The 26,861-nt window shown below is 45.3% G+C and carries 19 protein-coding genes and 1 pseudogene; 11 read left to right on the forward strand and 9 right to left on the reverse strand.

Annotated elements, in window-relative coordinates; all coding sequences use genetic code 11:
* Positions 1-214 precede the first annotated feature (214 nt).
* The 7 genes from DXA15_RS14275 (at position 215) to DXA15_RS26580 (ending at position 6,505) form a co-directional block, all read left to right on the forward strand.
* Positions 215-1,372: a HAMP domain-containing sensor histidine kinase gene (locus DXA15_RS14275; RefSeq protein WP_010800623.1), complete on the forward strand. Its 1,158-nt coding sequence runs from the start codon at positions 215-217 to the stop codon at positions 1,370-1,372.
* An 88-nt stretch (positions 1,373-1,460) separates the two neighbouring features.
* Positions 1,461-2,045, forward strand: coding sequence for a DUF177 domain-containing protein (locus DXA15_RS14280; protein WP_128134448.1), 585 nt, complete (start codon positions 1,461-1,463; stop codon positions 2,043-2,045).
* A gap of 12 nt (positions 2,046-2,057) precedes the next feature.
* Positions 2,058-2,243, forward strand: a complete 186-nt coding sequence (gene rpmF, locus DXA15_RS14285) for a 50S ribosomal protein L32 (protein ID WP_009859681.1) — start codon at positions 2,058-2,060, stop codon at positions 2,241-2,243.
* 104 nt (positions 2,244-2,347) lie between these two features.
* Positions 2,348-3,352: a beta-ketoacyl-ACP synthase III gene (locus DXA15_RS14290; protein ID WP_122328827.1), complete on the forward strand. Its 1,005-nt coding sequence runs from the start codon at positions 2,348-2,350 to the stop codon at positions 3,350-3,352.
* Positions 3,336-4,226, forward strand: coding sequence for a GTPase Era (gene era / locus DXA15_RS14295; protein WP_009859679.1), 891 nt, complete (start codon positions 3,336-3,338; stop codon positions 4,224-4,226). Before DXA15_RS14290 ends, era begins: the two co-directional genes overlap by 17 nt.
* Positions 4,227-4,250: 24 nt before the next feature.
* Positions 4,251-5,564 (forward strand): ribosome biogenesis GTPase Der, encoded by a 1,314-nt coding sequence (gene der, locus DXA15_RS14300; protein WP_128134449.1) that lies wholly within the window; start codon positions 4,251-4,253, stop codon positions 5,562-5,564.
* A 674-nt stretch (positions 5,565-6,238) separates the two neighbouring features.
* Entirely contained in the window at positions 6,239-6,505 is a 267-nt protein-coding gene (locus tag DXA15_RS26580) for a hypothetical protein (RefSeq protein WP_233567281.1), read from the forward strand.
* A 138-nt stretch (positions 6,506-6,643) separates the two neighbouring features.
* On the opposite strand, the gene DXA15_RS14310 is transcribed toward DXA15_RS26580, so the two are convergent.
* Entirely contained in the window at positions 6,644-7,480 is an 837-nt protein-coding gene (locus tag DXA15_RS14310; RefSeq protein WP_128134450.1) for a DUF6261 family protein, read from the reverse strand.
* Between the two features lie 399 nt (positions 7,481-7,879).
* On the opposite strand from DXA15_RS14310, the gene DXA15_RS14315 reads away from it, so the two are divergent.
* Together DXA15_RS14315 and DXA15_RS14320 are read left to right on the forward strand one after the other, a co-directional pair.
* Complete coding sequence (locus DXA15_RS14315; RefSeq protein ID WP_128134451.1) at positions 7,880-8,188, forward strand: nucleotidyltransferase domain-containing protein; 309 nt, start codon at positions 7,880-7,882, stop codon at positions 8,186-8,188.
* Positions 8,189-8,637: 449 nt separating this feature from the next.
* The gene (locus DXA15_RS14320) at positions 8,638-9,309 is read left to right on the forward strand and encodes a hypothetical protein (RefSeq protein WP_128134452.1); all 672 of its coding nucleotides are present in this window, start codon (positions 8,638-8,640) and stop codon (positions 9,307-9,309) included.
* 231 nt (positions 9,310-9,540) lie between these two features.
* Here DXA15_RS14320 and DXA15_RS14325 read toward each other — a convergent pair whose 3' ends face one another.
* The 3 genes from DXA15_RS14325 to DXA15_RS14335 all read right to left on the reverse strand — a co-directional run bounded on the left by DXA15_RS14325 (position 9,541) and on the right by DXA15_RS14335 (position 13,162).
* Complete coding sequence (locus DXA15_RS14325) at positions 9,541-11,295, reverse strand: DUF4091 domain-containing protein (RefSeq protein WP_128134453.1); 1,755 nt, start codon at positions 11,293-11,295, stop codon at positions 9,541-9,543.
* 214 nt (positions 11,296-11,509) lie between these two features.
* Entirely contained in the window at positions 11,510-12,580 is a 1,071-nt protein-coding gene (locus DXA15_RS14330) for a TIGR04133 family radical SAM/SPASM protein (protein ID WP_128134454.1), read from the reverse strand.
* A gap of 180 nt (positions 12,581-12,760) precedes the next feature.
* Positions 12,761-13,162 (reverse strand): radical SAM-associated putative lipoprotein, encoded by a 402-nt coding sequence (locus tag DXA15_RS14335; RefSeq protein WP_233567282.1) that lies wholly within the window; start codon positions 13,160-13,162, stop codon positions 12,761-12,763.
* A gap of 121 nt (positions 13,163-13,283) precedes the next feature.
* On the opposite strand from DXA15_RS14335, the gene DXA15_RS14340 reads away from it, so the two are divergent.
* Both DXA15_RS14340 and DXA15_RS14345 read left to right on the forward strand, forming a co-directional pair.
* Positions 13,284-15,131, forward strand: coding sequence for an ABC transporter ATP-binding protein (locus DXA15_RS14340; protein ID WP_128134455.1), 1,848 nt, complete (start codon positions 13,284-13,286; stop codon positions 15,129-15,131).
* Between the two features lie 33 nt (positions 15,132-15,164).
* Complete coding sequence (locus tag DXA15_RS14345) at positions 15,165-17,630, forward strand: glycoside hydrolase N-terminal domain-containing protein (protein ID WP_128134456.1); 2,466 nt, start codon at positions 15,165-15,167, stop codon at positions 17,628-17,630.
* Here the strand turns inward: DXA15_RS14345 and DXA15_RS14350 are convergent.
* The 5 genes and pseudogenes from DXA15_RS14350 to DXA15_RS14375 all read right to left on the reverse strand — a co-directional run bounded on the left by DXA15_RS14350 (position 17,627) and on the right by DXA15_RS14375 (position 26,810).
* Positions 17,627-18,723, reverse strand: a pseudogene (locus tag DXA15_RS14350) (porin). The gene DXA15_RS14345 and the pseudogene DXA15_RS14350 sit on opposite strands and share 4 nt — an antisense overlap.
* A 394-nt stretch (positions 18,724-19,117) precedes the next feature.
* Positions 19,118-20,725 carry an endonuclease/exonuclease/phosphatase family protein gene (locus tag DXA15_RS14360; RefSeq protein WP_128134458.1) on the reverse strand — a complete coding sequence of 536 codons (1,608 nt, stop codon included), beginning with the start codon at positions 20,723-20,725 and terminating at the stop codon, positions 19,118-19,120.
* Positions 20,726-20,740: 15 nt separating this feature from the next.
* Positions 20,741-22,354 carry a RagB/SusD family nutrient uptake outer membrane protein gene (locus DXA15_RS14365; RefSeq protein ID WP_128134459.1) on the reverse strand — a complete coding sequence of 538 codons (1,614 nt, stop codon included), beginning with the start codon at positions 22,352-22,354 and terminating at the stop codon, positions 20,741-20,743.
* A 20-nt stretch (positions 22,355-22,374) separates the two neighbouring features.
* Positions 22,375-25,662, reverse strand: a complete 3,288-nt coding sequence (locus DXA15_RS14370) for a TonB-dependent receptor (protein ID WP_128134460.1) — start codon at positions 25,660-25,662, stop codon at positions 22,375-22,377.
* Between the two features lie 143 nt (positions 25,663-25,805).
* Positions 25,806-26,810, reverse strand: a complete 1,005-nt coding sequence (locus tag DXA15_RS14375) for a FecR family protein (protein WP_128134461.1) — start codon at positions 26,808-26,810, stop codon at positions 25,806-25,808.
* Positions 26,811-26,861: the final 51 nt, after the last annotated feature.

The following is a 26,861-nucleotide window of genomic DNA, read 5'->3' on the forward strand; positions in this document are numbered from 1 at the left end:
AACCACGTCGATGGTACTGCGTAAAAGTGGGAGAGTAGATAGCCGCCGTTTTAGAGTCACAGACTCCAAACAAATGAAAGGAATCAATCGTAAGGTTGGTTCCTTTTTGTATTTATAGCTTCTTTTCGTTTTTATTCTTCCTGATTTAACATCTCTCTTATAATAATGTATCTTATTTTCCGTTCTAATATACATTGAGTATGAATTTTAGATTATGAGCAGTATATATGATTCCCGGCAACGGCTGAAATATCTTTTCATTTTAATAGCCACATTGATTGCGATCGTTTCAGTGTTTGTCTCTGATAAGCTTGTAAAGAGTTTAGCACAGGAAGAACGCCAGAAGGTCGAGATTTGGGCGGAAGCGCAACGTATGATTGCTACCGAAACCAACGGTTCAAATATGGCTCTTATTCTAAAGATTCTGGAAAGTAACACCACGATACCTGTTTTATGGTGTAATGAGAAGGACAGTGTAATTGCAGAGAAGAATATCGACCTTCCGGAAAAGGATTCAGACTTGTTTCTGAAAAATAAAGTACGGGAATTAAAGAGCAAGAACCCTCCTATACTGATCGACATGCAGGATGGAACCTTCCAGTATTTATACTACGACGATTCTATTATCCTGAAAAGGCTGCTTATCTATCCTTATGCCCAGTTGACAGTTGTTTTCATATTTATCCTGATCGCCTTCCTGGCTCTTGCCAGTACGAAGAAGGCAGAACAGAATAAAGTATGGGTCGGATTATCGAAGGAGACAGCCCATCAGCTAGGAACTCCTATCTCTTCCTTGATCGCCTGGGTGGAATATCTTCGTACAAAAGAAATCGATCCGTCTCTCCTGGGTGAAATGGAAAAAGATGTGAAGCGTTTGGAGATGATTGCAGAACGTTTCTCGAAGATTGGATCAAATCCCGATCCGACACCGGTAAATATCAGCAATTCGATTCGTACGGCCTTAAATTATATGGAAACACGTATTTCTGCCAAGGTGAAGATATATACTCATCTTCCGGATAATCCCGTATTGGTTTTAATGAATGATTCACTGTTTGCCTGGGTTATTGAAAACCTGACAAAAAATGCTGTGGATGCTATGGAAGGCCAGGGCGAAATAACGTTTCAGGTGGAAGAGCGTGACAAGACTGTGCGGATAGATATTACGGATTCGGGAAAGGGGATTCCCAAATCAAAATATAAGACTGTCTTCAATCCCGGCTATACGACTAAGAAGCGCGGATGGGGACTCGGGTTATCTCTGGTCAAACGTATCATAGAGTCCTACCATGGCGGCAAGATATTCGTAAAGAACTCGGAGGTCGGAAAAGGCACGACATTTCGTATAGAGCTTCGTAAATATAGAGGCTAAATAGTTCAATAATAAAAAATAACTGCATAGGTATTGCATTTGTGTTTAGTTTTTTCGTACCTTTGCAAGGTTTTTACACTAAAAGGCTTTGGGAAAGTTTAAATTATATAACGTAGATTTGAAAAATCTCGCTCCAGGTGTGCACGAATTCGAGTATTTACTGGAGAACAAGTTTTTTGTGGACATTGACGGAGACGAAGTCCAGAAGGGCAAAGTCAAGGTTCACCTGACAGTGAAGCGTACGTCAGTGGCTTTTGAAATGAACTTTCAGATGGAAGGTGTAGCAATCGTTCCGTGCGACAGATGTCTGGACGATATGGAGATTCCGGTTGATACACATAATCGCTTGGTAGTGAAATTCGGTAAAGAATATGCCGAAGAGAGCGACGAGGTAGTAGTAATACCAGAAGAGGAAGGTGCGATTAATTTGGCATGGTTCCTTTATGAGTTTATTGCATTGGCTGTACCGATGAAGCATGTACATGCTCCGGGAAAATGTAATAAAGCGATGTCGACGAAGCTGAAGAAGCACACTGCTAAAAGTACAGATGACGGAGATGATGATTACGAAGAAGACGAAGTGGAAGATATATCCATGGATGATGACGTAAGCGGTAATTCTGATCCTCGCTGGGATGCCCTGAAAGGTTTAATAGAGAATGATAACAATTAAATAAATTAAAACATGGCACATCCTAAAAGAAGACAAGGTAAGACAAGAACAGCCAAGAGAAGAACTCATGACAAGGCTGTCGCTCCAACAATGGCTATTTGCCCGAACTGCGGCGCATGGCATATTTATCACACTGTATGCGGCGAATGCGGCTACTACAGAGGTAAGTTAGCTATCGTAAAAGAAGCAGCTGTGTAAGTTTGTCACGATCATATTGAGTCTGATAAACGAAAGAAATAGCCCTAAAATATTTTTAGGGCTAATTTTTAATTGGGATATAGAGTCTCTTTATTTTTTTAAGTATGGATAAATTAAATGCGGTTATAACAGGTGTAGGCGGATACGTTCCGGAAGACGTGTTGACAAATGAGGACATCTCCAAATTGGTCGATACGACTGACGAATGGATCATGACACGTGTTGGCATCAAAGAACGCAGAATTTTGAAAGGGGAAGGGGTTGGTACCTCTTACATGGGTATACGTGCTGTGAAGCAGTTACTCGAAAAAACACAAGTAAATCCGGAAGAGATCGAAGTGATTCTGTCAGCTACTACAACGGCAGACCATCACTTTCCAACCATGTCTTCAATCATCGCCTATCATACCGGCTGTAAGAATGCAATGACTTTCGATTTGCAGGGAGCTTGTGCCGGATTCTTATATGGGTTGGAAACAGGTGCGAATTATATTCGTTCGGGACGCTATAAGAAAGTGATTGTTGTTGCCGGTGATAAGATGACCTCGATTACCGATTATCAGGATCGTTCTACCTGTCCTTTGTTCGGGGATGCCTGCGGTGCGGTTTTACTGGAACCGACTACGGAAGAAGTCGGCGTTCTCGACACGATTCTACGTACTGACGGTGTTGGCTATTCTCATCTGATTATGAAGTCAGGTGGCTCGGCTTATCCTTCCAGTCATGAGACCGTGGATAAACGGGAACATTTTGTTTTGCAGGATGGCAAATATGTCTTTAAGTATGCTGTTTCGTATATGGCCGATGTGGCTGCCGAAATAGCGGAACGAAATAAACTGACCCACGACGATATTACATGGATCGTGCCTCACCAGGCAAATCTGCGTATTATCGATGCGACGGCTAAACGTCTGGGTGTGGATATGGAGAAGGTAATGATCAATATCCAGAAATATGGTAATACTAGTGCCGGTACTATTCCTATCTGCCTTTGGGAGTGGGAAGACAGGCTGAAGAAGGGGGACAACCTGATTCTGGCAGCATTCGGTGCAGGCTTTACCTGGGGTGCAATTTATCTTAAATGGGGTTATAATGGAAAACAAGCATAAGTCCGGCTTTGTTAATATTGTCGGTAATCCTAATGTGGGGAAGTCCACGCTGATGAACCGTCTGGTGGGGGAACGTATCTCCATCATCACGTCGAAAGCGCAGACTACCCGTCATCGTATCATGGGGATTGTGAATACCGACGATATGCAGATCGTGTATTCAGACACGCCGGGAGTCCTGCATCCGAATTACAAGTTGCAGGAGTCTATGCTGAATTTTTCGGAGTCGGCTTTAGGTGATGCCGACGTGTTACTCTATGTGACCGATGTCGTTGAGACAATCGATAAAAATGAAGAATTCCTCCAACGGGTCCAATCGGTGGAATGTCCGGTCCTGCTGCTGATCAACAAGATCGATACCAGCAATCAGGCCGAACTGGAAAAGATGGTAGCCCATTGGAAAGAGGTTCTTCCGAAGGCCGAGATCATTCCGATCTCCGCGCTTTCGAACTTTAATATTGATTATGTGAAACATAGGGTGGAGGATTTGATGCCCGAGTCTCCCCCTTATTTTGAAAAAGACGCGCTTACCGATAAGCCGGCCCGCTTCTTCGTTACGGAGATTATTCGCGAGAAGATACTCCTGTATTATCAGAAGGAGATACCGTATGCAGTGGAAGTCGTTGTAGAGCTGTTTAAGGAAGAAGAAGAAATGATTCACATCAAGGCGCTCATTATTGTGGAACGGGATTCCCAGAAAGGGATTATCATCGGGCATAAGGGACAGGCACTGAAGAAGGTAGGAGCGATGGCCCGTAAGGATATTGAACGCTTCTTTGAGAAGAAGGTGTTCCTGGAAATGTTCGTCAAGGTTGAAAAAGACTGGCGTAACCGGGATAACCTGTTGAAGAATTTTGGTTATCAGCTGGATTAAAAACAGCGCACAGAAAAGAAATTTATGGGAAATATTGTAGCAATTGTTGGTAGGCCCAACGTAGGAAAGTCCACCCTGTTCAACCGTCTGACCCAATCGCGTCAGGCCATCGTGAACGAGGAAGCAGGGACTACCCGCGACCGTCAGTACGGTAAAGTGGACTGGACCGGTAAAGAGTTTTCGCTGGTCGACACCGGCGGATGGGTAATTAATTCGGATGATGTTTTCGAAGAAGAGATAAATAAGCAGGTACAGGTCGCTTTGGATGAAGCAGACGTGATCTTGTTTGTGGTGGATGTATTGAACGGTATCACGGACCTGGACATCGAAGTGGCCAAGATACTGCGCCGTAATAAAAAGCCGGTTATCGTGGTGGCAAACAAAGCGGATAACTTTGAGATGCATGCCGAGGCCGCAGAGTTCTATGCGTTCGGTTTGGGCGATCCTTTCTGCGTTTCAGCTATCAACGGTTCCAATTCCGGCGACTTGCTGGATAAGATCATCGAGATCCTTCCGGAAGAAAAAAATGAAGAATTGGAAGAAGAGTTGCCCCGTATTGCCGTTATCGGTCGCCCGAATGCCGGAAAATCGTCTTTGATCAATGCGTTTATCGGTGAAGACCGTCATATCGTAACGGATATTGCCGGGACTACCCGCGATTCTATCTATACCAAATACAATAAATTCGGCCTGAATTTCTATCTGGTGGATACAGCCGGTATCCGTAAGAAGGGAAAGGTGAACGAAGACCTGGAATATTATTCGGTGATCCGTTCGATTCGTGCGATTGAGAATTCCGATGTTTGTGTGCTGATGGTAGATGCTACCCGCGGTATCGAAAGCCAGGATTTGAATATTTTCTCTTTGGTGCAGAAGAATAAGAAGGGGCTGGTCGTTTGTGTGAACAAATGGGATTTGGTAGAAGATAAAGGCCAGAAGGTGATCGACAGCTATACGAATGCGATCCGCGAACGTTTGGCGCCGTTTACAGATTTCCCTATCCTGTTCATTTCGGCATTGACCAAGCAGCGTATCCTGAAAGTGCTCGAAACAGCCAAAGAAGTATACGACAACCGTAAGAAACGCATCCCGACAGCCAAGCTGAACGAGATCATGTTGCCGATCATCGAGAACTATCCGCCTCCCGCATGGAAAGGAAAGTATATCAAGATCAAATACATCACCCAGCTGCCCGCAGGCTCTGTTCCTTCCTTCGTTTTCTTTGCCAACCTGCCGCAGTGGATCAAAGATCCTTACAAACGTTTTCTGGAAAATAAGATCCGGGAGAACTGGGATTTCACAGGGACATCGATTAATGTATTTATTCGCGAGAAATAAAAATTTTGATAATTCATATTATAAACCCGATGACGCTTTTATAAAATCAGCGTCATCGGGTTCTTTTGTTAAATTTTATCACGTTTTATTTGTTCTGCCGCTAAAAAAATGAAATCTGTTGTAAAAATATTCACTTGAACGTGTCTTTGATATAAAAGATATGTATCTTTGACCCATTACATGTAATAATCAACATGTTAATCAACAAAATCATCAACAGATTTTGTTATATTGTCGTTAGAGTAATAGATATGGGAAACTTAATTAGAAAAACAAAAGCCGCAATTAGTTGTAAGGAAAAGTCTACAACTGTTGTTTCGGACGTTAAAAATGATCCGAAGAAGGATACTGCTATTTTCGTACAAGTTTCATCAGAAGAACTGAAAAAAAGACGAATAGACCTGTATCCTTATTTAATCTGAAATGGCGTTTTTTACCCTCACCGGTTTGTCCAAAATTTTAATGAAGAAGCTGGGCATTTAAAATCAAAGATATTATATACGTTTAAATCGACCAAATCCAATCAGTAGTATTGGGTTTGGGTTGAATGCTATGATTATCATGTATATGCTCTAAAATTTCACCTTAAAAGTATGAGGAACTGTGAGAACAAGTATAGTGTATTAACTAATACCTACGAACCCAGGCGCATTGTTATGACCTGTATAAATATTATGCTTGAAATATATCAAAAAGATGACCACGCCTCTTTCGGATTTATTGGTTCAAATATGGTAGAAGAGGACACTGATAATACAAAACGATTTCGTTTTTATAAAAGAATAATGGCAACCTATTTTTCTGAAAAATATTTTATCCATCAGGAGAACTGCTTGAAAAGTGCTTATCTGATGCTAAACAAAGTTGAGAAGGTCAATAATCCGAGACTCAAAGAAGATATAGAAGCTGCTTTTGCGGAACAATATGAGTATTTTGATTAATTCTCCAACCACTAATTGGAGAATTAGTTAATCTTTCCTGCCAGGAGTTTTTTTCGGATATGATAGCCCCTCTATTTGGGGGATCAAATGAAAAAAGGGAAGTAATCACCTCCCTTTTTCGTTTTTTCTCCGATCAACCTATTCGATTTCTGGGCGATCGCTACTTCCGTCTCCGCCTCCGCCTTCACCTGCCGAGCCGGCACCTTTCTTTCGTTGGTTGAAAGCGGTGACGGTTTCTGAGATCAGCTGGTTCAGATTGCTGACAAATGTCGTAGCCTCTTCGGATGGTACGGCTATGCTGAAGGATTGTGCCAACGTAACCAGGTCGTCGTACTGGCTGTCGAGACGTTGACGTATTGTTGCGCTGTTGTCCTTTTTATTGGCAGCGCGGCTCTGTGTTCTCGCCGAGGTGAGTGCGATGTAGGCATTGTTTTCCTTTTCGAGTTCGGCCAGGTAGGCTTCCAGTCCGAGGGTGGTGACGTAGATCGCGTTTTCGTCCTTCCGCAAGTCAATCAGCAAGCCTTGTATTTTGGCTGTTTCCTGTGCTACCGGCAGGCGGGCGATGCCGATGTACGGTTTGATTACCTTATAGAGAAACTTTCCGGCATCACGTTCGGCTTCGAGCGGCAAGCCGCCGGCACGCGAGATGCGGGTGGTGATGTAGATGATCAGCTTATCGCGGTTGGCTTCGTGAACGGCAGCCTGCTCCGTTTCCTGTGCAATGCGGCTTTCGTCGACCGTGTCGGCCAGGAGCATGATGTCGTTTTCAAAAGTCTGTATAAACTGTGCCGACAATCCGATGCTGGGCGATTCGTTTGCCGCCTGCACGTCGGCATTGAGCGACTCGATTTCGGGACGGTCGCCACCGCCGGTCGGAGCGGGGACGAGGTCCAGCACGGAGTTGAGGAAGGCCAGATATTCGGCATTGTTGAGATTGGTCAACGGGAGTGTCTTGATTTTAGTAAAAGTTCCCATGGATTGATTTTTTAGAATTAAATATGCGCTAATGTAGATAATATGTCTGGACGGAGGAAATATTTACCACATTATTTTCAGAAAAAAATCCTCGAGGCCTCGGAAATGTCTGTCAAACGTTGAAAATGACTTATCGAGACCTCGGAAGGCGGTTTTCAACGTTTAAAGTGACCTCTCAAGGCCTCGGGTGTGAACTTTGAATGGTGAAAAAGACCTCTCGAGGTCTCGGAAAGCCACTTTCACCATTAAAAAACTCTTCCCGAGGCCTCGAAAGGTTACTTTCACTTGTTAGGGGGCCTTCTTTTGTCTTTATCTTGACGAAACAACCCTCTTTCTTGTGATTTTGAGATTTATAGTTACCTTTGCGAAAATAGAAATTAAAGAAGAAAGGAGTATCTTATGAGACGTCCTGAAATAGTAAACCGTATACGGGAAGTTATCCGTCGTGTTGCTCCCGGCGCACAGGCGATTCTGTACGGAAGCGAAGCCCGTGGCGATGCCCGTCCTGACAGCGATATTGATCTGCTTATCTTGCTTGACAAAGAAGATATCTCTCTGAAAGAGGAACAGGAGATCGCTTATCCGCTTTATGACATAGAGTTTGAGACGGGAGTAATCATCAGTCCCCGTGTATTCAGTAAAAAGATATGGGAAAAGCTGACGACGCCTTTTTCTGAAAATGTAATGAGAGAAGGAGTTGCGTTATGACGATTTTATTATGATGACGGAGGAAAAGGCAAAGGAACTTTATCCGCAAGCTGTTGATTTTATACAAGCTATAGAAGGTTTGATAGAAATGTAACAATATAAATATCCGAGAGAAAAAGATCTCGGATATTTTGTTTAATAATCTAAATGTGCGATCTTTGCGACGTATTGAAAAAATAACGTAGAAGCGTTTCGATATTATCTTGTTCTGAAATCTGGACAATTTCAACCAATCAAGATAATGGATAAATGACCTCTGCGCTTATGTTTGTTATATAAACTTACCTGGTGACGGGTGAACTATATACCTGCATAAAGCGTGGGATCATTGATCTATTATTGATTGGTGGGCAGTCCAGAGCCTCAGAACAGTGATAGCCGATGGTTCCCATGCTTCTTTTTTTGTTAACACCGAACGGCGGGGACAGGGAGGATAAAACTATATTACTATGACTTTCGATGAAATTATTGAGGCTTTATATAGCGAAGATAAGTCTCTTATTTGTGATGTGTTAAATACTGGTGGATATATAAGTGACTTTAATGACTACCTTGAAACTGATGCTATACACACAGGTTTTTATTGTAGGGTTCAGACCGGAACTATTTTTGAAGTTATCTATTTGATACCTAAACAAACAATTTGTTATAAAGATGTTTCATCTATTTTGCTATATTATCCACTAGGGTTCTTTCTGAAATATAGTCCTCGTAAATTTGCTCCATGTGAAGTTTGTTCAGTTCCTGATAAATGGATTCAAGCCTATAATATGGCAACAGGAGAGTTTGATATAGTTTCAAGAAAGGGAATAGAAATGAAGGATCAGTGTGCAGAAAGTATTATCCTTGATAATGATCTTAAAGTTTCTTCTTTTTCTATTATGGATGGTTCGATTAAAAAAAAGGACTATCCATTGTATCCTGCATATATACCTGAATTATATAAAGGAAAAGAATTTAGTCCTCAAATAAATTTTAGTAGAACTTACGATTATTCTGATAATGAACCTACCTATGAAAAATATGGAGGTACGTATGCACAGGATGTAGAAGGATGTGACGATGATTTTATTGATGATGTACTGGGAGGAGAACCCGAAGCATATTGGAACATTGATTAGTGAATGGTTAATTTTAAAATTATAATAGTTATTACATTCATAGAATGTTCTTTGTAAATATTCTCTTTAGTAGAGGTTTTTGTGATTTTCCCTTCAATTGCATTCGTTATATAGGAATATGAAAAGGAATGTCAAAGAAACCGTAAAGGGAAGCGTCTTGTGCATTATAATCAATAATGGTGATAAAATATAGAAGGCAATATCAGATTTTAGATACTGCCTTCTATATTTTTAGAATGAATTCAGCAATTTATTCAACTCATTCACCATCTCGGTTGCCGACTTCTGTGTCTCGGCCAATCCTTCCGGGGTAAACATGGCGACAGCCTTGTTCAGCTTATCCAGTTTGCTGCCCTTCAGTTCTTCGCGGAGGATGCGGATTTTTTCAGCGTCCTGGAGACCTTCTACCAGGCGTTCGAAACGGATACTGCTGCGGGGGCCCGGGTAGATACTGTATGTATCGCCGGCTGCCCAGGTGCGGAAGCGGGAGTCGCGCAACGGATCTTTTGTCCAGCTGTTGACTGCCCAACGCAGGTAACCGTCGTAACCTCCGGCAACTGCGTGGAGGATTGTCCAGGGGGCTTCTGCCGGGTTGGAGAAGGTGAAGGTGTTCGGGAATGCTTCCGAACAACAGGTATAAACCGTGCTGATCTGGCCTTTGCGGTCGCGTTCGGCTTTCACATCTTCCGGGAATTTGTGGCCGTACGGAATACTCAGGTAATACAGGTCGCCTTGTATCTCTTTATGATAGTTACCGGCCAGCGTGATCTTAAATTCCGGGTCAGCCTGCTTGATCACCTTGATGGCCTCTTGCATGGCTGCCAACGGACGTTCGTCCATAGAGATCGCTGTCTTTTCAAACCAGCCTTTTGCACGCAGGTGGCGGGAGAAATCTTTCAGGAAAGAACCCCAGTAGTCGGCATAAGCTGCATCGCCCGGTTTGGCTTCGATGAACTGGATGCGGTTGGTTGCCTGGTCGTAATAGTCGAAACTCAGTGCCCACGGGATCATGGTGTAGCAGCTGATCAGGTCGTTGATGCCTATATCGTTCATCATGAAATCTACCCATTTGTCGAAAACGGTATAGTCATATTCCCAACTGCCGTCGAGTTTCTTCATGCGGAACACCATGCTGTCGAAATGATCTTCGGTCTGTCCCGCCCAGGGTTTGTGCATGATGCTGGTGGTGATGGCACGCTGTCCGGCGTTAGCCAACATCTTCATGATCGGGCGCATGGCATCGAAATGTTCTTTGCTCCAGAGAGGCACATTATAGTAACGGGCCACGGAGTACGGGTTCTGCCACAAGTCCAGATGAAATTTCCAGTCTTTCGGTTCCGGCAGGGTACGGTTCAGTACATCTATCTCCACCTGTAACTTCATTGGCTGGAAGTTTTCGCCTGAAACGGTCAGTGTTCCTTTATATTTTCCGGGACGTGCATCCGACGGTACCCATACATTCATCCAGATAGGTTGTGTCGTACGGGCGGCGACGTCGTGCATCTTTACGATATCCAACACGTCGGCAACAACGGAAGAATCCCATTCCGCCTTGTTTTCACGTACACCGCAACCACCTGTGCGTTCTTTGTTCAACTCGTCGGTCATTACGTAACGCACGAAATTGGTGGTGACGTTGGAAGCCGGGATAACGGATGAACCGTTTTTCAATTCGCTGACGGTGATGGTTGCGTTCGACAGGTCGTTGGTAGTCCACAATACGGCCTGGGCGTTTACGCGTTCTCCTTTCCAGGCTTTCGTCTGCCAGCGGGAGGTCTTTGTAACGGTTGGGATACTGAGTTTCGGATAACGAACGTCCGTGCTCGCCCAGCTGAGTTGGGTAGGCGTTGTTATTTTATTCCATACAGCCTCACTATCGTGTGGCTTGGTATCGGTCAGTTCGGTGTAATCGGTGATATTCGATTGCTGTGCGTAACAAACCGGGCCTAGCGTTAGCAGGGCACAGAGAATAAGAGAGTTTTTCATGTATAAATTCTTTTAGAAGTTTATTCGGGGGATAAAGATAGGAAAAAGATGGGATATTGTACGCAATTACGATAGATCAAAAAAAATCAACATGGCACGCAGATGACAGAGATTAGGCAGATAACCGCAGATAATTAATTTATTTTTAAGATAAATATCTGTGTTAATCTGTCTAATCTGTGTCATCTGCGTGCCATTTAGACTTTTGAGACAATTACTTTATCCGGTTATAATGACAGAACAATAGATTGCCGTTATCGTCATACAGATGCATGCCGTTGCCTTCGCAATAACGGAACATTTTGCAGTCGGCGCATTGCCCTTTGCGTGTCCATTCGCGGTTGCGGTACGGCTTGAATTCGTTGTTCCAGATGTCGATGAATTTATCTTTGTAGATATTCCCCTGGTGGAAATTGGCACGGATACTCGGACAACCGGAAATGGAACCGTCTGCCAGCACCGAAGCCGTATTGATTCCGGCATTGCATTGGAAGATGGAGTCGCGCACTTCGGCTTCGTAGTTCCCGAGGAACCCTTCGCATCCGTAGCTGGTGTGTATCTTTCCTTCCTGCCGGCAGTAACGGATGAAGTTGAGCATCCAGGTGAACTGTTCGTTGGTCAGTTGCAGGTCGGCTTCTTCGGCAGCCCGTCCGACGGGGAAGATGGTGAACAGACGCCACCGTTTTACGCCCATCTCCATCAGGAATTCCTTGAAGAGTTTCAGGTCTTTGAAGTTCTTTTGGTTTACGCAAGTCACCACATCCCAGACAATCTCTTTCTCTTCCGCCAGCATGCAGATGGCGTTGACCGCATTCTCGAAACTCTTCGGATGACGGCGCAACCAGTTGTGTGCTTCCTCGAAACCGTCGAGACTAATGGTTGCCGAATGCATGCCGGAGGCCAGCAGCGCGTCCAGCCGTTCGCGTGTCATCAGCAATCCGTTGGAAACGATTCCCCAGGGATATCCCCGGCGGTAAAGTTCCATTCCGCAGGTTTCGATGTCTTTGCGCACCAAAGCCTCTCCTCCAGTAAAAATTACCAATACTTTATTAGGGTTGACATGGGGAGTAATATCATCTATAACTTTCAGAAAATCTTCCACCGGCATATCCTTCATGCCAGCCGATACATGGCAGTCGCTGCCGCAATGACGGCAGGATGCATTGCAACGAAGCGTACATTCCCAAAAGAGTGTGCGTAGTTCGTGTAGCTTGGCCCTGTTTCTCCGGATACTGCGGAATAGTTCCAGGGCGATGCGTTTACGAAATCCGGGACGTTTATCCATCTGTTCTGTTATTTTCTCTTGCTGTAAATAATGTAGACACAAAGATAACTAAATATTGCACTGATTCCAATAGTCCCAAAACAGGATTTTTTAATTAATCACAGATCAAAGGATCTCTTTTCATGGTAATGGTGACTTCTTTTTGGGCACTCCCGTAGTTCCAGGAACCGCTTCCTTCTTTCAGTCTTCTTTTTTGAAAGCGACTTCCGTGATTGTTTCTTCAAATGCTCCTCCGTTATCGGTGCCATCGATATCTTTTGTTGTGATTTTGAAAGTGATATCCGTGCCAAAAGTGGTGACAACCGGTCGTGCGACGAACTCTCCGGCCCTGTTCGTGATCAGCGTATCCCGATGCGTATATTCTTCATTACCAAAAGGGTCGGGAATAATAACTTGTATGCCGTTGATGGCTTTTCCGTTGTCATCGACTACTTTCCCTTTGATTTCATAATCGGCATAGGGACATCCGTATTCGTCTGCACCTATTTTGTCGCATGCAGCTAGTGAAAAGCCTAACAGGCTTAATAATCCTGCCAATATTTTATTTGTAAAGGTCAGGAAGAAATGGTTTGTTCGGTTCATATCCGTATGGTTTTAATTGTATTTACATCCATACCTAATTGATGCAAAGATAAGTCGAAACGTTGCATCACCTGTTTTTTATGAGTAACTTGCGCGCCAAATCCAATCGAACTAAATAAACATGAAAGATTTCATACGCATATTACGGCGTTTTGTGCCTCCTTATAAGAAGTATATGGTGTTGAACATTGTGTTCAATATTTTATCTGCCATACTGAATCTGTTCTCTTTTGCCCTGATTATTCCGATATTGAATATATTGTTCAAACTGAATGATGATGTTTATTCCTATAAAGCCTGGGTGTTTGATCCCTGGACCTGGGAAAGCTGGAAAGGTACTCCCGAACTGATAAAGAACAATTTCTTCTGGTTTGTCAGCGACCTGATTGAAAAAGAAGGAGGCTCATTCACTCTGATCGTTTTAGGTGCTTTCCTTATTATCTCTACATTTCTGAAAGTGGGCACAATGTACATGGCCTTTTTTACGATGATCCCTATTCGTACAGGGGTTGTTCGTGATATCCGTAACCAGATCAACAGGAAAATAACCGAACTACCCCTGGGATTTTTCTCGGAAGAGCGCAAGGGGGACATCATTGCCCGTGTCTCCGGCGATGTGAACGAGGTAGAGACCTCCATCATGAGTTCCCTGGATATGTTGTTCAAGAATCCGATCCTGATCATTATCTATCTGATCGGTATGATCGTTATCAGTTGGCAGCTGACGATCTTTGTCCTCGTACTGTTGCCTTTGGCGGGCTATGTGATGGGACAGGTAGGGAAGAAACTGAAACGTAAATCGCTGGAAGGCCAGCAGCAATGGGGCGGCTTGATGAGCCAGATCGAAGAGACTTTAGGCGGCTTGCGCATTATCAAAGCATTCAATGCCGAGAAGAAAATACAAACTCGTTTCGAGAACAGTAATGACCGGTTCCGTCGGACCACCATCCGTATCTATCGCCGCCAGCAGATGGCGCACCCGATGAGTGAGTTTCTGGGAACGGCTACTATCGCCATCGTTCTTTGGTATGGAGGTACGCTTATCCTGAGTAACCATAGCACGATCGATGCCTCCACATTTATTTATTACCTGGTTATCTTTTATAGTATTATTAATCCGGCGAAAGATTTAAGTAAGTCTGTTTATGCCATCCAGAAAGGGCTGGCCTCTATGGATCGTATCGATAAGATCTTGAAAGCTGAAAGTAATATCAATGATCCGGCCGATCCTAAGAAGATAGAATTGAATAAGGAAATACGATATAACAATATTTGGTTTAAATACCAGCATGACTGGGTGTTGAAAGGTGTAGACCTGGTAATCCCTAAGGGAAAGACCGTCGCATTGGTTGGCCAGTCCGGTTCCGGTAAAAGTACGCTGGTAGATCTGTTGCCCCGTTTTTATGATGTGGATAAGGGGAGCATTACTATTGACGGAACGGATATCCGCGATGCCTCCCTCTACGATTTGCGTGGCCTGATGGGGAATGTGAATCAGGAAGCGATCCTTTTCAATGATACCTTCTTCAATAATATCTCTTTCGGGGTGGAAGGAGCGACATTGGAACAGGTGAAGGAAGCCGCGCGTATCGCAAATGCGCATGAGTTTATCATGGCGAGCGAAGACGGATATAATACCAGTATCGGTGACCGGGGCGGCAAACTTTCCGGTGGACAGCGTCAGCGTATCAGCATCGCCCGTGCCATCCTGAAAAACCCGTCCATCCTGATCCTCGATGAAGCAACTTCTGCATTGGATACGGAATCAGAACGCCTGGTACAGGAAGCATTGGAAAACCTGATGCGTAACCGTACTACGATCGTTATTGCCCACCGTCTTTCTACGATCCGTAATGCAGACGAGATCTGTGTGATGCATGAAGGCGAGATCGTTGAACGTGGCCGTCATGAAGAACTGCTGGATTTGAATGGCTATTATAAGAGACTGTGTGACATGCAAAGTTTCTGATACCGCTTGAGTAATAATTTTATTAATAATACTATGAACTCGATTCGATTAAAGGAGATAGGACGGAAAATAATTCGTCCTTCTATCGCTGCTTTATTGGTATTGCTGGCTTCCTGTGATATGGCAGAAGTGAAAACAGCCAATAAGATCGCTTATCACTTTGATGAACCTGCCCGTATCTGGGAGGAAACTCTGCCATTGGGAAACGGTCGTCTGGGAATGATGCCCGACGGTGGAATCAATAAGGAAAACATCCTGTTGAATGAAATCTCCATGTGGTCCGGAAGCAAACAGGATACGGATAACCCGCAGGCTGTATGGTCGTTGGCAAATATACGCCGTCTGCTCTTTGAAGGGAAAAATGATGAAGCACAGGACCTGATGTATCGCACTTTTGTTTGTAAAGGAGCTGGTAGCGGTCAGGGGCAGGGTGCCAATGTTCCCTATGGTAGTTACCAGTTGCTGGGAAATCTGGTGCTGGATTATGTATATGTAGACGGTTCCGATTCCGTAGCCGCTTACCGTCGTGAACTGAATCTGAACGATGCTATTGCCTCAACCTCTTTCCGCAAGGGAAAAGTGAATTACAGCCGTGAGTCGTTTACCTCTTTCTCCGGTGATCTGGGGGTAGTTCATTTGATGGCAGATGCCGATAAGGCGCTTAACTTTACGGTGGGGATGAACCGTCCCGAACATTATGCCTTGTCGGTCGATGGAAAAGACTTGCTGATGAAAGGACAGTTGCCGGACGGCGTGGATACGCTGGAAATGAAAGGTGTTAAATATGGCGCCCGTGTACGGATCCTCCTGCCTAAAGGCGGCTCCCTGGTTCCAGGTGACAGTTCCTTGACCGTTCAGAATGCCTCCGAAGCCATCCTTCTGGTGAGTATGGCGACTAATTATAAGAACGAAGGATTTGAAGACCAGCTGTTTTCTTTGCTGGCCGAGTCGGAAAGAAAAGATTATTCCACCTTGAGAAAGGAGCATGTCAATGCCTATCGTTCCCTGTTCGACCGGGTCGATCTGGACCTGGGCCGTTCCGTAAGGGATGAGATGCCGATCAATGAACGTTTGCATGCTTTCCAGGAGGATCAGAACGATCCGTCGCTGGGGGCCCTCTACTTCCAGTTCGGACGTTATCTGCTGATTTCGTCAACCCGTACCGGTTCATTGCCTCCAAATCTTCAGGGATTATGGTGTAATACGATCAATACTCCCTGGAATGGCGATTATCATCTGAATATCAATTTCCAGATGAATCACTGGCCCGCAGAAGTAACGAACCTTTCCGAATTGCATCTCCCGATGATCGAGTGGACGAAACAGCAGGTAGAAAGTGGAGAACGTACAGCCAAAGTCTTTTATAATGCACGTGGCTGGGTGACACATATCCTGGGTAATGTATGGGAATTTACTGCTCCGGGCGAACATCCTTCCTGGGGAGCGACCAATACGTCTGCCGCCTGGTTATGCGAACATCTGTTTACCCACTATCAATATACATTGGATAAAGAATATCTGAAAGAGGTCTATCCGGTGATGAAAGGTGCTGCTTTGTTCTTTACGGATATGCTGGTTCGTGACCCGCGAAATAAATATTTGGTAACGGCCCCTACCACTTCTCCTGAAAATGCTTACCGTATGCCGAACGGCAAAGTTGTACATATCTGTGCCGGTTCGACTATGGATAATCAGATTGTCCGCGAGCTGTTCACCAATACGATTGCGGCAGCCAATATCCTCGGAATTGATTCTGCTTTTTGTCAGGAACTGGTGGATAAGCGTTCCCGTCTGATGCCAACCACGATCGGTAAGGATGGCCGTATCCTGGAATGGCTTGAACCCTATGAAGAAGTCGAACCGCATCATCGTCATGTTTCCCATCTGTATGGACTTTATCCGGGAAATGAAATCTCTATGGAGCATACCCCCGAACTGGCGGAAGCTGCCCGTAAGACACTCGAAGCACGCGGTGATAAGAGTACCGGTTGGTCGATGGCCTGGAAGATCAATTTCTGGGCACGCTTGCATGATGGCGACCATGCCTATAAACTGTTGGTCGACCTGCTGCGTCCCTGTGTGGAAAAAACGACGAATATGGTGAATGGAGGCGGTTCTTATCCGAATCTGTTCTGTGCGCATCCGCCGTTCCAGATCGATGGCAATTATGGAGGTTGTGCCGGTATTGCCGAAATGCTTGTACAGAGCCAGACCGGAAATATCGAGTTGCTCCCGGCTTTGCCTACAGCCTGGAAGACCGGTAGTTTCAAAGGACTCAAAGTTCAGGGTGGTGGCGAAGTATCAGCTAAATGGGCAGAAGGAAAAATGACGGAAGCCGGACTTAAAGCCGTTGTTCCGGGAACATTTCGCATCAAACTGCCTGCTGAATCTTCTAATATGAGTATTAAAATGAATCAGAAACCAGCCTCCTTACCGGTTATCGACGGTATGTTGACAGTAGAGATGGAGGCAGGAGATTCGTTGTTGCTACAGTTTTAAAATAAAGGAATCTTATAAACAAACCCTATGGAAAGGCGTCCGGTGTTCTCTGCAAAGACATTGAACGCCTTTGCTTTTTCTGTCAGGCTGTAAGCCCGTCCGGTACCTGTCATGAAAAGATGCAGGTTATCGTCTCCCATCGGGTAGAACTCGACCCCTCCCTGATATCCCCAGGCGGTACGGTATTTACCCGACTCGTAAGGACCGTTAGCCTTGTATACGGATGCTGTTTCGTACATCCCTTTTACGAACAGGTTCCACTTCGGATGGATCTGATAATTCAAGCGGGCGACCAGCGATAGATAACTTGTATTGCTTATTGATGCTTCATGCTCTCCGTCTTCGGGTTCGAACTGCTCGGCCAGCATCCCCAGCGGTCCATCTTACCACGGGTGTACATCACATCGAAATATCCTAGGAATTTTCCGGCTTCCACCTGCTGTCCGCCCCATACCATCCACATCCAGTTTCCTTTAGCTTGTTGTCCGGCTGTAACGGAATAACGGAGAGATAACATCTCATCCAGATAGCTGCTGTTCCATCCCAGGTTATAGAAAGAAGGAGATTTGCTGCGGTTATCGTTGCCGTTCGTCACCTGTACACAGATCTCCTGTGTTCCGGTAGGTTCATAGCTGACGGCGACTCCTGTAAAATAGCAGTCCATCCAGTCATTCATATCACTGTAATCGTAAATCCGGTAAGGATATTCGTCGTATTCGAAACCACCCCAGGCAGCATCCTGCTTTCCGGCAGTGACGGAGAATTTTTCGGAGAGTTGGAAGTTCACCCACGCATTCTCGATATAAGAACCGAATCCGTTGGCACGTACCCATTCATTCCGGTAACAGAGTACCTGGCGGTAAGCATAAGAAAGCCAGGGGAGGACGGTGCCGGTCGCTTCCACCTTGAAATCATTCAACAGAAAACGGTCGCGTTCGGCTTCGCCGGAAAGCGCTTCGTTATAAGAACCATGAGTTTCGAGCGACAGTTTGAATACTTCCGTATTGTTAGGAATTAACGTCTTCTGCGAAGTAGCGGTAAAAGTTGTTCCTGTCAGCAAGGCCGACAGGCAAAATACAGTCAGTCGTTTCATGAATCTTTCTCTGTTTGTTAATTTGGGGTGCAAAGATATATATAAACGGGTAATATGGCAATAAGAGAGCTTTTGCTCATTTGTCTTTTATCAGCCGCCTGATCGGGATTATCGAGAGCCAGTCATACTTCACCCGTATCTTCAAGAATGAGTTCGGAATGATCCCTACTGCATTTATTCAAAAGAACAAGGCCGGAAAGTAAAATTACCCTTGGGATCTAGCCCGCAGCCTGGGACATACAATGACTTTGTTCCGGGGTAGAGTGGTTTTTCCCTTGATCTTCTATTCATATCACAGCTGTGATACAAAAGAAATCCATCTGTGAAACAAACGGAATCCAACTGTGATATGAAAAGAAGACAGTAGTGATATGCAATACTTGCAGTTTGCCTTTTATTTAAAGTAGAATGATGTCACTACACTTCCATGGTCTGACGGCCAGCCTACGGGATGATGGGAGAGGGCTTCCGAACGGTACGGGATAAGTTTATCTCCTTTATAATAGATATAGTCGATACGTTGGGGCAGACAGCTTAGTTTTTTTGATCCCAGGTTGATAAGGGGAGACCAGGTCGCCCCTTGATTCAGCAGAACGTCCGGATAGAGGTGGCGGAAACTATCCGTAAAACCTTCGTTGAGGACTTGTCTGGATACTTCCAGTTTGGCAAAAGCCCCCAGGTGGGCGGGACGTGCCTGTTCGTTCCAGTCCAGATGCGAATCGCAGTTGAAGTCTCCAACCAATATGACCGGGGTTTCTGCCGATTGGGCAGTGCGGGGAGCCATTTGTTTCAGAATCTCCTTGATCTCCGGGATGCGGGTTTGTGCTTCATCTTCTTCATATTTCTTTACGGCTGCTTTTCCATTGTTCAGGTCTGAAACATCGGGCAGATAATGGAGCCAGATATCGTAGAAAGCAATCTGTTGTTCTTCACTTATGCGGATGAGTGCCCCTCCCGAATTGAACGAGCGGAACAGTTGGATCGTTTCATCTATCGGATAACGGCTCATGATGCTGAGATTGGAACTGATCAGATAGAAATAATACCCCAGGGAATCAGCGATAATTGCTCCAGAACCGTATGTCTCGATCAGGCCGATCACATCCGCATTTTCCCTTTTTAATACTTCGATGACGCGGTTTACACCGACCTGTTTACCAAAGCGGCGTCCTCCGTGCCATATATTCCATACCTGTACTTTTAACCGGTCGGGTTTGTATGACGGATAAAGAGGGGATAAAGGAAAGAACTGCTCGTAACTCTTCCGTACTTCGGCGCTGCTGACCGGGCGGTCCCACATTTTCACTTCATCGATTTTTCCGTTGAAAGCCATCCATTCGCCCCGGCATTCCCAGTCTTGCTCTTCGTCGCTTCCTCCTATAATCGTCCGGAATTTACTTTCAAGAGATTTCAATCCTTCGATCTGGTAGATGGCGACATTGCGTCCGTCCAGGTACATCCATACTTCTCCCTTTGTCTTGTCTACTGAGACTGTCAGTTGGTGCCACTTTCCGTCATTGATCGCCTGGCGCTGTGCTGTCGGTTGGTAGGTATAACTGTTTTTCCCGTCGTTCAGGCTCAGGTACCAAGCACCATTTTCCTGTGTGCCGATACACCAGCCGGTAGGTTCCTTGGTGGTGGCATTTGTCATGATCGGTGTACCTAAAGGTGCGCCCGGCTTGGTTTTAACCCAGACCTGCAAGGAAAAAGAACGGCCGTCGTCGAAAGATGGGCAATCTTTTGCCGTCAGGGAAAGGGGAATACGGTAAGCGACTTCATCTGTCAGGTCAAGGGCTTTCCCTTTCAGTCCTTCACTGTAAGACGATGTATGTACCAGAAAAAGGGAAGATGAATCCCGCGTCGCAATTTCTGCCATCCGGATCGCTTCCGGTTGCGGGTCATCGAATGACTGATAGTAGGCCAGCCCCTGTCCGGGGCTTTGCGCTACTATGTTAGAACAGAGGGTTATCAGAGATATACCCGAAATTAGTTTGTTAAGCATAAATAAGAATGGTGTTTAATAACCTTCATTCTGGGGAAGAAGGTTACTGTTTAATGTTATCTCACTTGTCGGTACTCCGAACAGGCGATGCCAGCTATGCACGTTGCGGGCTGCTTCTTTGGGATAATACGCCTCCGAGAATAGAAATTCGATATCATCCAGGTGAGTGACACCCTTGATCGCCGCCTCAAGTGTCCCGGTACGGGAAAGATCGAATTTACGGTGTCCCTCAAAGCAAAGTTCCAATGCACGTTCTTTCAGGATTGCCGTTCTCAGTTCGCTTTGTGAAAGTCCTTTGAGCTCCCAACCCGGATTGAGGGTATTGTCTTTGTTTGTATAGGCGCGTTTTCTGACTTCATTGATGTAAGTGAATGCTTCGCCTGTATTTCCCTGTTCATTCAGCGCTTCGGCATACATCAGCAATATATCCGACCAGCGCAGGATCGGGAAGTTTAGCGATGTACCCGAACGGTCCGGCCGGCGGTTGTTTACATCGCAGAATTTGACGATATATGGCATACGGACAATCTCCCCTTTATATTTGATACCGGCACCGAGGTGTTTGGCTGATGTGCCTGTACCGTCTATCAATTCCTTATATTTGGATTCGGAAGCCAGGCGGAAATTGAAACCCCACCGGTTGTCATTCTCCGTATCATACCATTGGTCTTCTTTCGGTACATAGTAGGAGGCAAAAGGCAGTAACGGGGCAATGGCACTGCCATTGTTATACGGACTGTCGTCATCTTCTGTGAAATCACCGTAACAAGTGGTCTGTGCCGGCGATTCTTTTTTCTCTATCAGTGACTGGATAGCCAAAAGGCTTTCTTTACTGTTGTTGTATTTTGAATCGAAAACATCGGCATACTGATTCAGTAAACCCCGCTTACCTTCCGAATAAAGAGTTTTACAGAGTTCGGCGCATTTGGCGTAATCCTTTTCAAACAGGTAGACCTTTGCCATCATGCCGATTGCTGTACTGCGGCTGATACGTCCGGCATCATTGCTGCTGTACTCGTCGAATTCCGGTAAATGGTCGGCGGCATATTGCATATCTGCCAGTACGATCTCTTTTCTGATCTGGCTGGCAGGCGTGCGTGAAAGATGCAACAGTGAATTCAAATCCTCGGCAGGTTCGGTGATGACCGGCAGATCGCCGAAAAAGTTTGTCAGGTGGAAATATAGGAATCCCCTGATGAAACGTGCTTCAGCCAGTAGCCGTTCTTTTCCGGCATGTTTGAACAGGGAAGCATCCATGTTTTCTATACTGGCGATCGAGAGGTTGGCATTCCGGATATACTTGTAGCTATCCCGCCATACCCACCAGATACGTTGGGCGGAAGCATCGTGCGTATAGGTCGCTATCGGGTCGAGTGTCGGCCAGTTATCGCTAGGGGAACGTGTTCCCAGGTCTGTGCCGAATTCCATGACCATCATTGCCTGGCGACTATATACGTTTGCATCCCCGAAGGCATTGTAGAGATCATTTATGTTTGATAAAGCATTCTCTTCATCTGTAAAGAAGTTGCTACCAGCAACGTCTCCTCTCGGATCTTCATCCAGCAACCCGGAGCAGGAGGCTGTAGTGAACAGGATAAATAAAATCAGAAGGATATTATACTTTTTCATCTTTCAATCATTTTATAGGTTTACAAAGTGAATTTAAGTCCGATGGAGAATGAACGGTTCATCGGATATTGTCCCCAGTCGTATCCTTTCAGGATCGGGCTGGTGGAATAGAGGCTGACTTCCGGGTCGTATCCGCGGTAGTTGCAGATATTGAACAGGTTGTTGCCGGTTGCATATACTCTGGCTGAAGCCAGGCCGATGTATTGCAGTAGGTTGCGGGGTAAATCATACGCCAGGGTCAGCGAAGAGAGACGAAGGAAACTTCCGTTCTCTACGAAGCGTGAATCGACGGAGTAGATGTAACTGTTTCCAGGACGTGCAACGTCTGTGTCCGGATTTTCAGGAGTCCACATCTTCTCTGCCAGTTCGCGGTAGCAGTTTACGTTGGCATTACCCGGCAGGAAATAGGCACTGTTCAGGTTCATCACATCGTTGCCTACCGAATACTGGAAGAAGGCGTTTAGGGATATTCCTTTATAGGCTACTGTTGTGCCTAATCCTCCGAAGAAATCCGGATTGGCATTACCGATAACGGTAGAGTTGTTCGGATCATCGGGAATATTTTTAAATTTCGGATCTCCCGGACGGGCGGATAGGTTTCCTGCGTCGATATCCTGCTGGGTCAGTACACCTTCGTATACCTGACCGTAAAACAGTCCGACGGGTGATCCTACTTTCAGGATGCTGCTGTAATAACCGCCCCAATGTTCTCCTACCGGTTTTTCCTGGTCCGGGCCAAGGCTCAGTACCTTGCTGCGGTTGGTCGAGATATTGAAGTTCATATCCCACTGAAAATCCTTCTTGTTTATAAGGGAAGCATTCAATGATAATTCAACTCCCTGGTTGGAGAGCGATCCCAGATTCTGCAACTGGGTGGATTGTCCGATGTAGGAAGGAACGGATATCTCCCATAGCAGGTCGCTGGTCTTTTTATGGTAATAGTCGAGCGAACCGGTCAGGACGGAGTTGAAAAAAGAAAAATCAATTCCGGCATCGAACTGGTCTGTCTTTTCCCAGGTAAGATCTTTGCTGGGGACTTTGCTCGGAGTGTAAGTAACAACTTCCTGACCTCCGAGGATCGTGCTGCCGGATGAGAAGAGCGACTGGGTTGAATAGATATCGATAGCCTGGTTTCCGACACGGCCATAGCTGAGGCGGAGTTTCAGATCGTTCACAACCTGCTGGCTTTTCATGAAATCTTCTTCCGTAATTCTCCAGCCGACGGAAACGGAAGGGAAAAATGCCCATTTGTTTCCCGGAGAAAAACGGGATGATCCGTCGTAACGTGCTACGGCTGTCAGCAGGTAACGATTGTCATAAGAATAGTTGATACGTCCAAGCCAGGACATATATCCCCAGTTGTGGTAACCTGATTTGACCGAGTTTTTCAGTTGGGCGGAGTTCAGGTCATAGAATCCGGTGATATCATTGGCAAAGTTCGAGACTTCGGTAGATAACCCTTTATCGTAGCCTTTTTGCGCGGTGAAACCTCCCAGGGCAGAAAATGAGTGTACTTCCTTTTTCAGTGTATAGGTCAATGTATGCTCTGTCAGCAAGTCCTGTGTTTGCAGGGTAGTCGCCTTGGCACTGTTGGTTTTTTCCTGATAAGAGCCTTTACGCGGAGAGAAATAATCTTCACGCCAGTAGTTCCATTTGATACCTAATGTAGAACGCCAGGTGAAATGTTCTCCTATCTTGAATTGCAGGTAAGAGTTGTTCAATACATAATAAGTATTCTTTTCATCCGTAGGTAGCAAGGCTTCTGCGAGGGGATTACGACCGAGCGGGCGGCTGGATTCGGTATAATTATATGAACCGTCCGGATTGAATGCCGTTCCGATAGGCGACATGCCTATTCCGTAAACAGCTAATGAATAATCGCTCGGGAGTGTGGATATATCGCTGAATTCGCGTGACAGGCTGACTGTTGTGCCAAGACTGAACCAGGGATTGACTTCTGCATCTACATTCGTACGTAAAGTCGTACGGTTAAAACCGGAACCGACCATGATGCCATCTTGATCGAAATGGTTCTGCGAGATCAGGTATTTGATCTTTTCCGTACCACCGCTGCTTGACAGGTTTACATTATAAACAGGAGCAGTGCGGAATAGTTCGTCCTGCCAGTCTACGCCTGTAACTTTGGACGGATCGTCATAAGGAACCGTGGTCCCGTTCATTCGGGCAATTTTATTGAGATAAGAAGCATATTCTCCGGTAGAGAGCAAGTCTATCTTTTTAGGTAACTTTTGCCAGCCGTAGGATGCTTCCACGTCAAACTGTGCTTTACCTTCTTTTCCCCTTTTGGTCGTGATCAGGATAACACCGTTTGAACCGCGGGCTCCGTAAATGGCAGTGGATGTAGCATCTTTCAGTACTTCAATGGATTCGATATCATTCGGATTCAGGGAATTCAGGTCTCCGGCATCGATAAAACCGTCGATTACATAAAGCGGTTCGTTGCTAGCTGAAAGTGAGTTGCCGCCACGGATACGGATACTCGATGAGGCTCCCGGCGTTCCGTTTGACTGAACGACCTGCATCCCGGCTACACGGCCGCGTAATAGCTGGTCGACGCGGGGAACCGGTTGTTCGGCCAGCTCTTTTCCGCGTACTGAAGTGATTGCACTGATCAGGTCTGACTTCTTTTGTGTACCATACCCAACGACAACTATTTCCTCCAGGTTCTGTGTGTCTTCCGTCATTTTGATGGAGAGGGAAGTTTGTGTACCGGCTTTTATCTGCAAAGGGTTGTAGCCTATATAGCTGATCTCCAGGATATCGCCGGGAGATGCCTGAATGACAAACTTACCGTCCAAGTCTGTGACTGTACCGTTCGTGGTCCCTTTGACCATGATGTTGGCTCCGATGATCGGTTCCCCTTTTTCATCGGTAACAACGCCGTTGATCGTTCCCGACTGTCGGGAGGATTGAGCCGGTTGCGGTGTCTTGTCCGGTTTGATGATAATGTGTTTGTTTTTGATTTCATATTTCAGGCCTTTTCCTTTCAGTACCTGATTCAGAATATCGTTAATGGATTCGCTGCTTATTTGCAGACTGATTTTCTGCCGGGTATCCACGTCGCCGGTTTCAAAGAAGAAAATGTAATCGCTCTGTTTTCTGATTGTTTCAAAAGCCTCTTTTATCGTGGCATTTTGAAGATTCAGTGTGATCTTTTGATTTTGTGGTAATGCTGCGAACGCCTGTTGCATACTTGTTGCGAAAAGTATCATACATAACCAGGCTACATAGAACCGGTTGCGAACAATTAGCGTGATTTTTCTTTCTTTATAAAGAATGTTTTCCATACTTTTGTAATGTGATTAGAATTTAATTATTAAGTTTTAATGAACTCGTGAGTCGGGAAATGGTGCGAACATTTTCCGGCTCTTTTTTGTGCTTTCTTTTTTTCTTTTCGTGATTCTCCTTTCTTTTTTAATTATCAACTATTTTAATATATCTCAATGATATTGTTATTTCGTCTGTAAGTAAATTTCTCACTGGAAGACATAATCGTCAGAATGTCGTTAAGCGTATCCGTGCTGCGGAACTCTCCGTAGAAACGAAGTTTCCGACGTTCCGGATTCCGGAAAATGAAGGTTACGTCGAAGGCTTTTTCCAACTGTCCGGCGATTTCTTCAAAACTGACTTCATTAAAGAAGTGGGCCCCTGTTGTCCATTGGCAGATTGCGTCTGTCGAAACTTTTCTAACTTCTGTCTTTTGGGTCAGTCTGTTATAAACGGCTTGCTGTTGAGGTTCCATAATGATGGAATTGGCTGGGGCTGCTCTGTCTATCATGTTTACAGAACCTTCAGCCAGGGTAACGGCTATTTCCTGATCGTCGGAATAGGCTTTGACATTGAATTTTGTACCCAGTACCTTCACATCGATTTCTTTTGCATTGACGATGAACGGCAGCTTTTCATTACGGGCCACTTCAAAATAACCTTCTCCTTCCAGTGTGACCTGTCGGTTCTTCTGTGAGAATCCGGGTTGACAGCTGAATTTACTACCGGCATTCAGCCATACTATGGTTCCGTCTTCCAGTTGGAGGCGGCTTCGTGAACCGAGCGGCACTTCAATGGTCCGTATCATTGCCTGCTCGTCCTGTCTGTTAGACTGATTGAACAGATATAATCCGGTAGTACCCAGGAAAACTCCGACCAGCAGAGCCGCTGCGATCCGGGTATATTCCCGTAGGAACAGATATTTTTGTTTTCTGAATCCGGCCTGTTCAGCAAAACGGCGGTATACGGCTTCGTTCTTTCTTCTGTTTTTATGTTGTTTATCATAGGAAGATAGCCACAGCTCGGTCATTTCATAATAATGTTTTTTATGAGACTCGTTTGCTGCGACCCAACGGCTGAGTTCTTTCTCCTGCTCAGGAGTAAGCGACCGGTTCAGATAACCGGTGATCAGCTCGTCGTAGTATTCTTGTTGTTTATTTTGATCCATTTTTATGCTTCTTACCCTAAAGACAACATACGGGTAGAGCGAGGGTAGTGA

This window comes from Parabacteroides sp. AM58-2XD, assembly GCF_003463685.1.
Classification (GTDB): Bacteria; Bacteroidota; Bacteroidia; order Bacteroidales; family Tannerellaceae; genus Parabacteroides; species Parabacteroides segnis.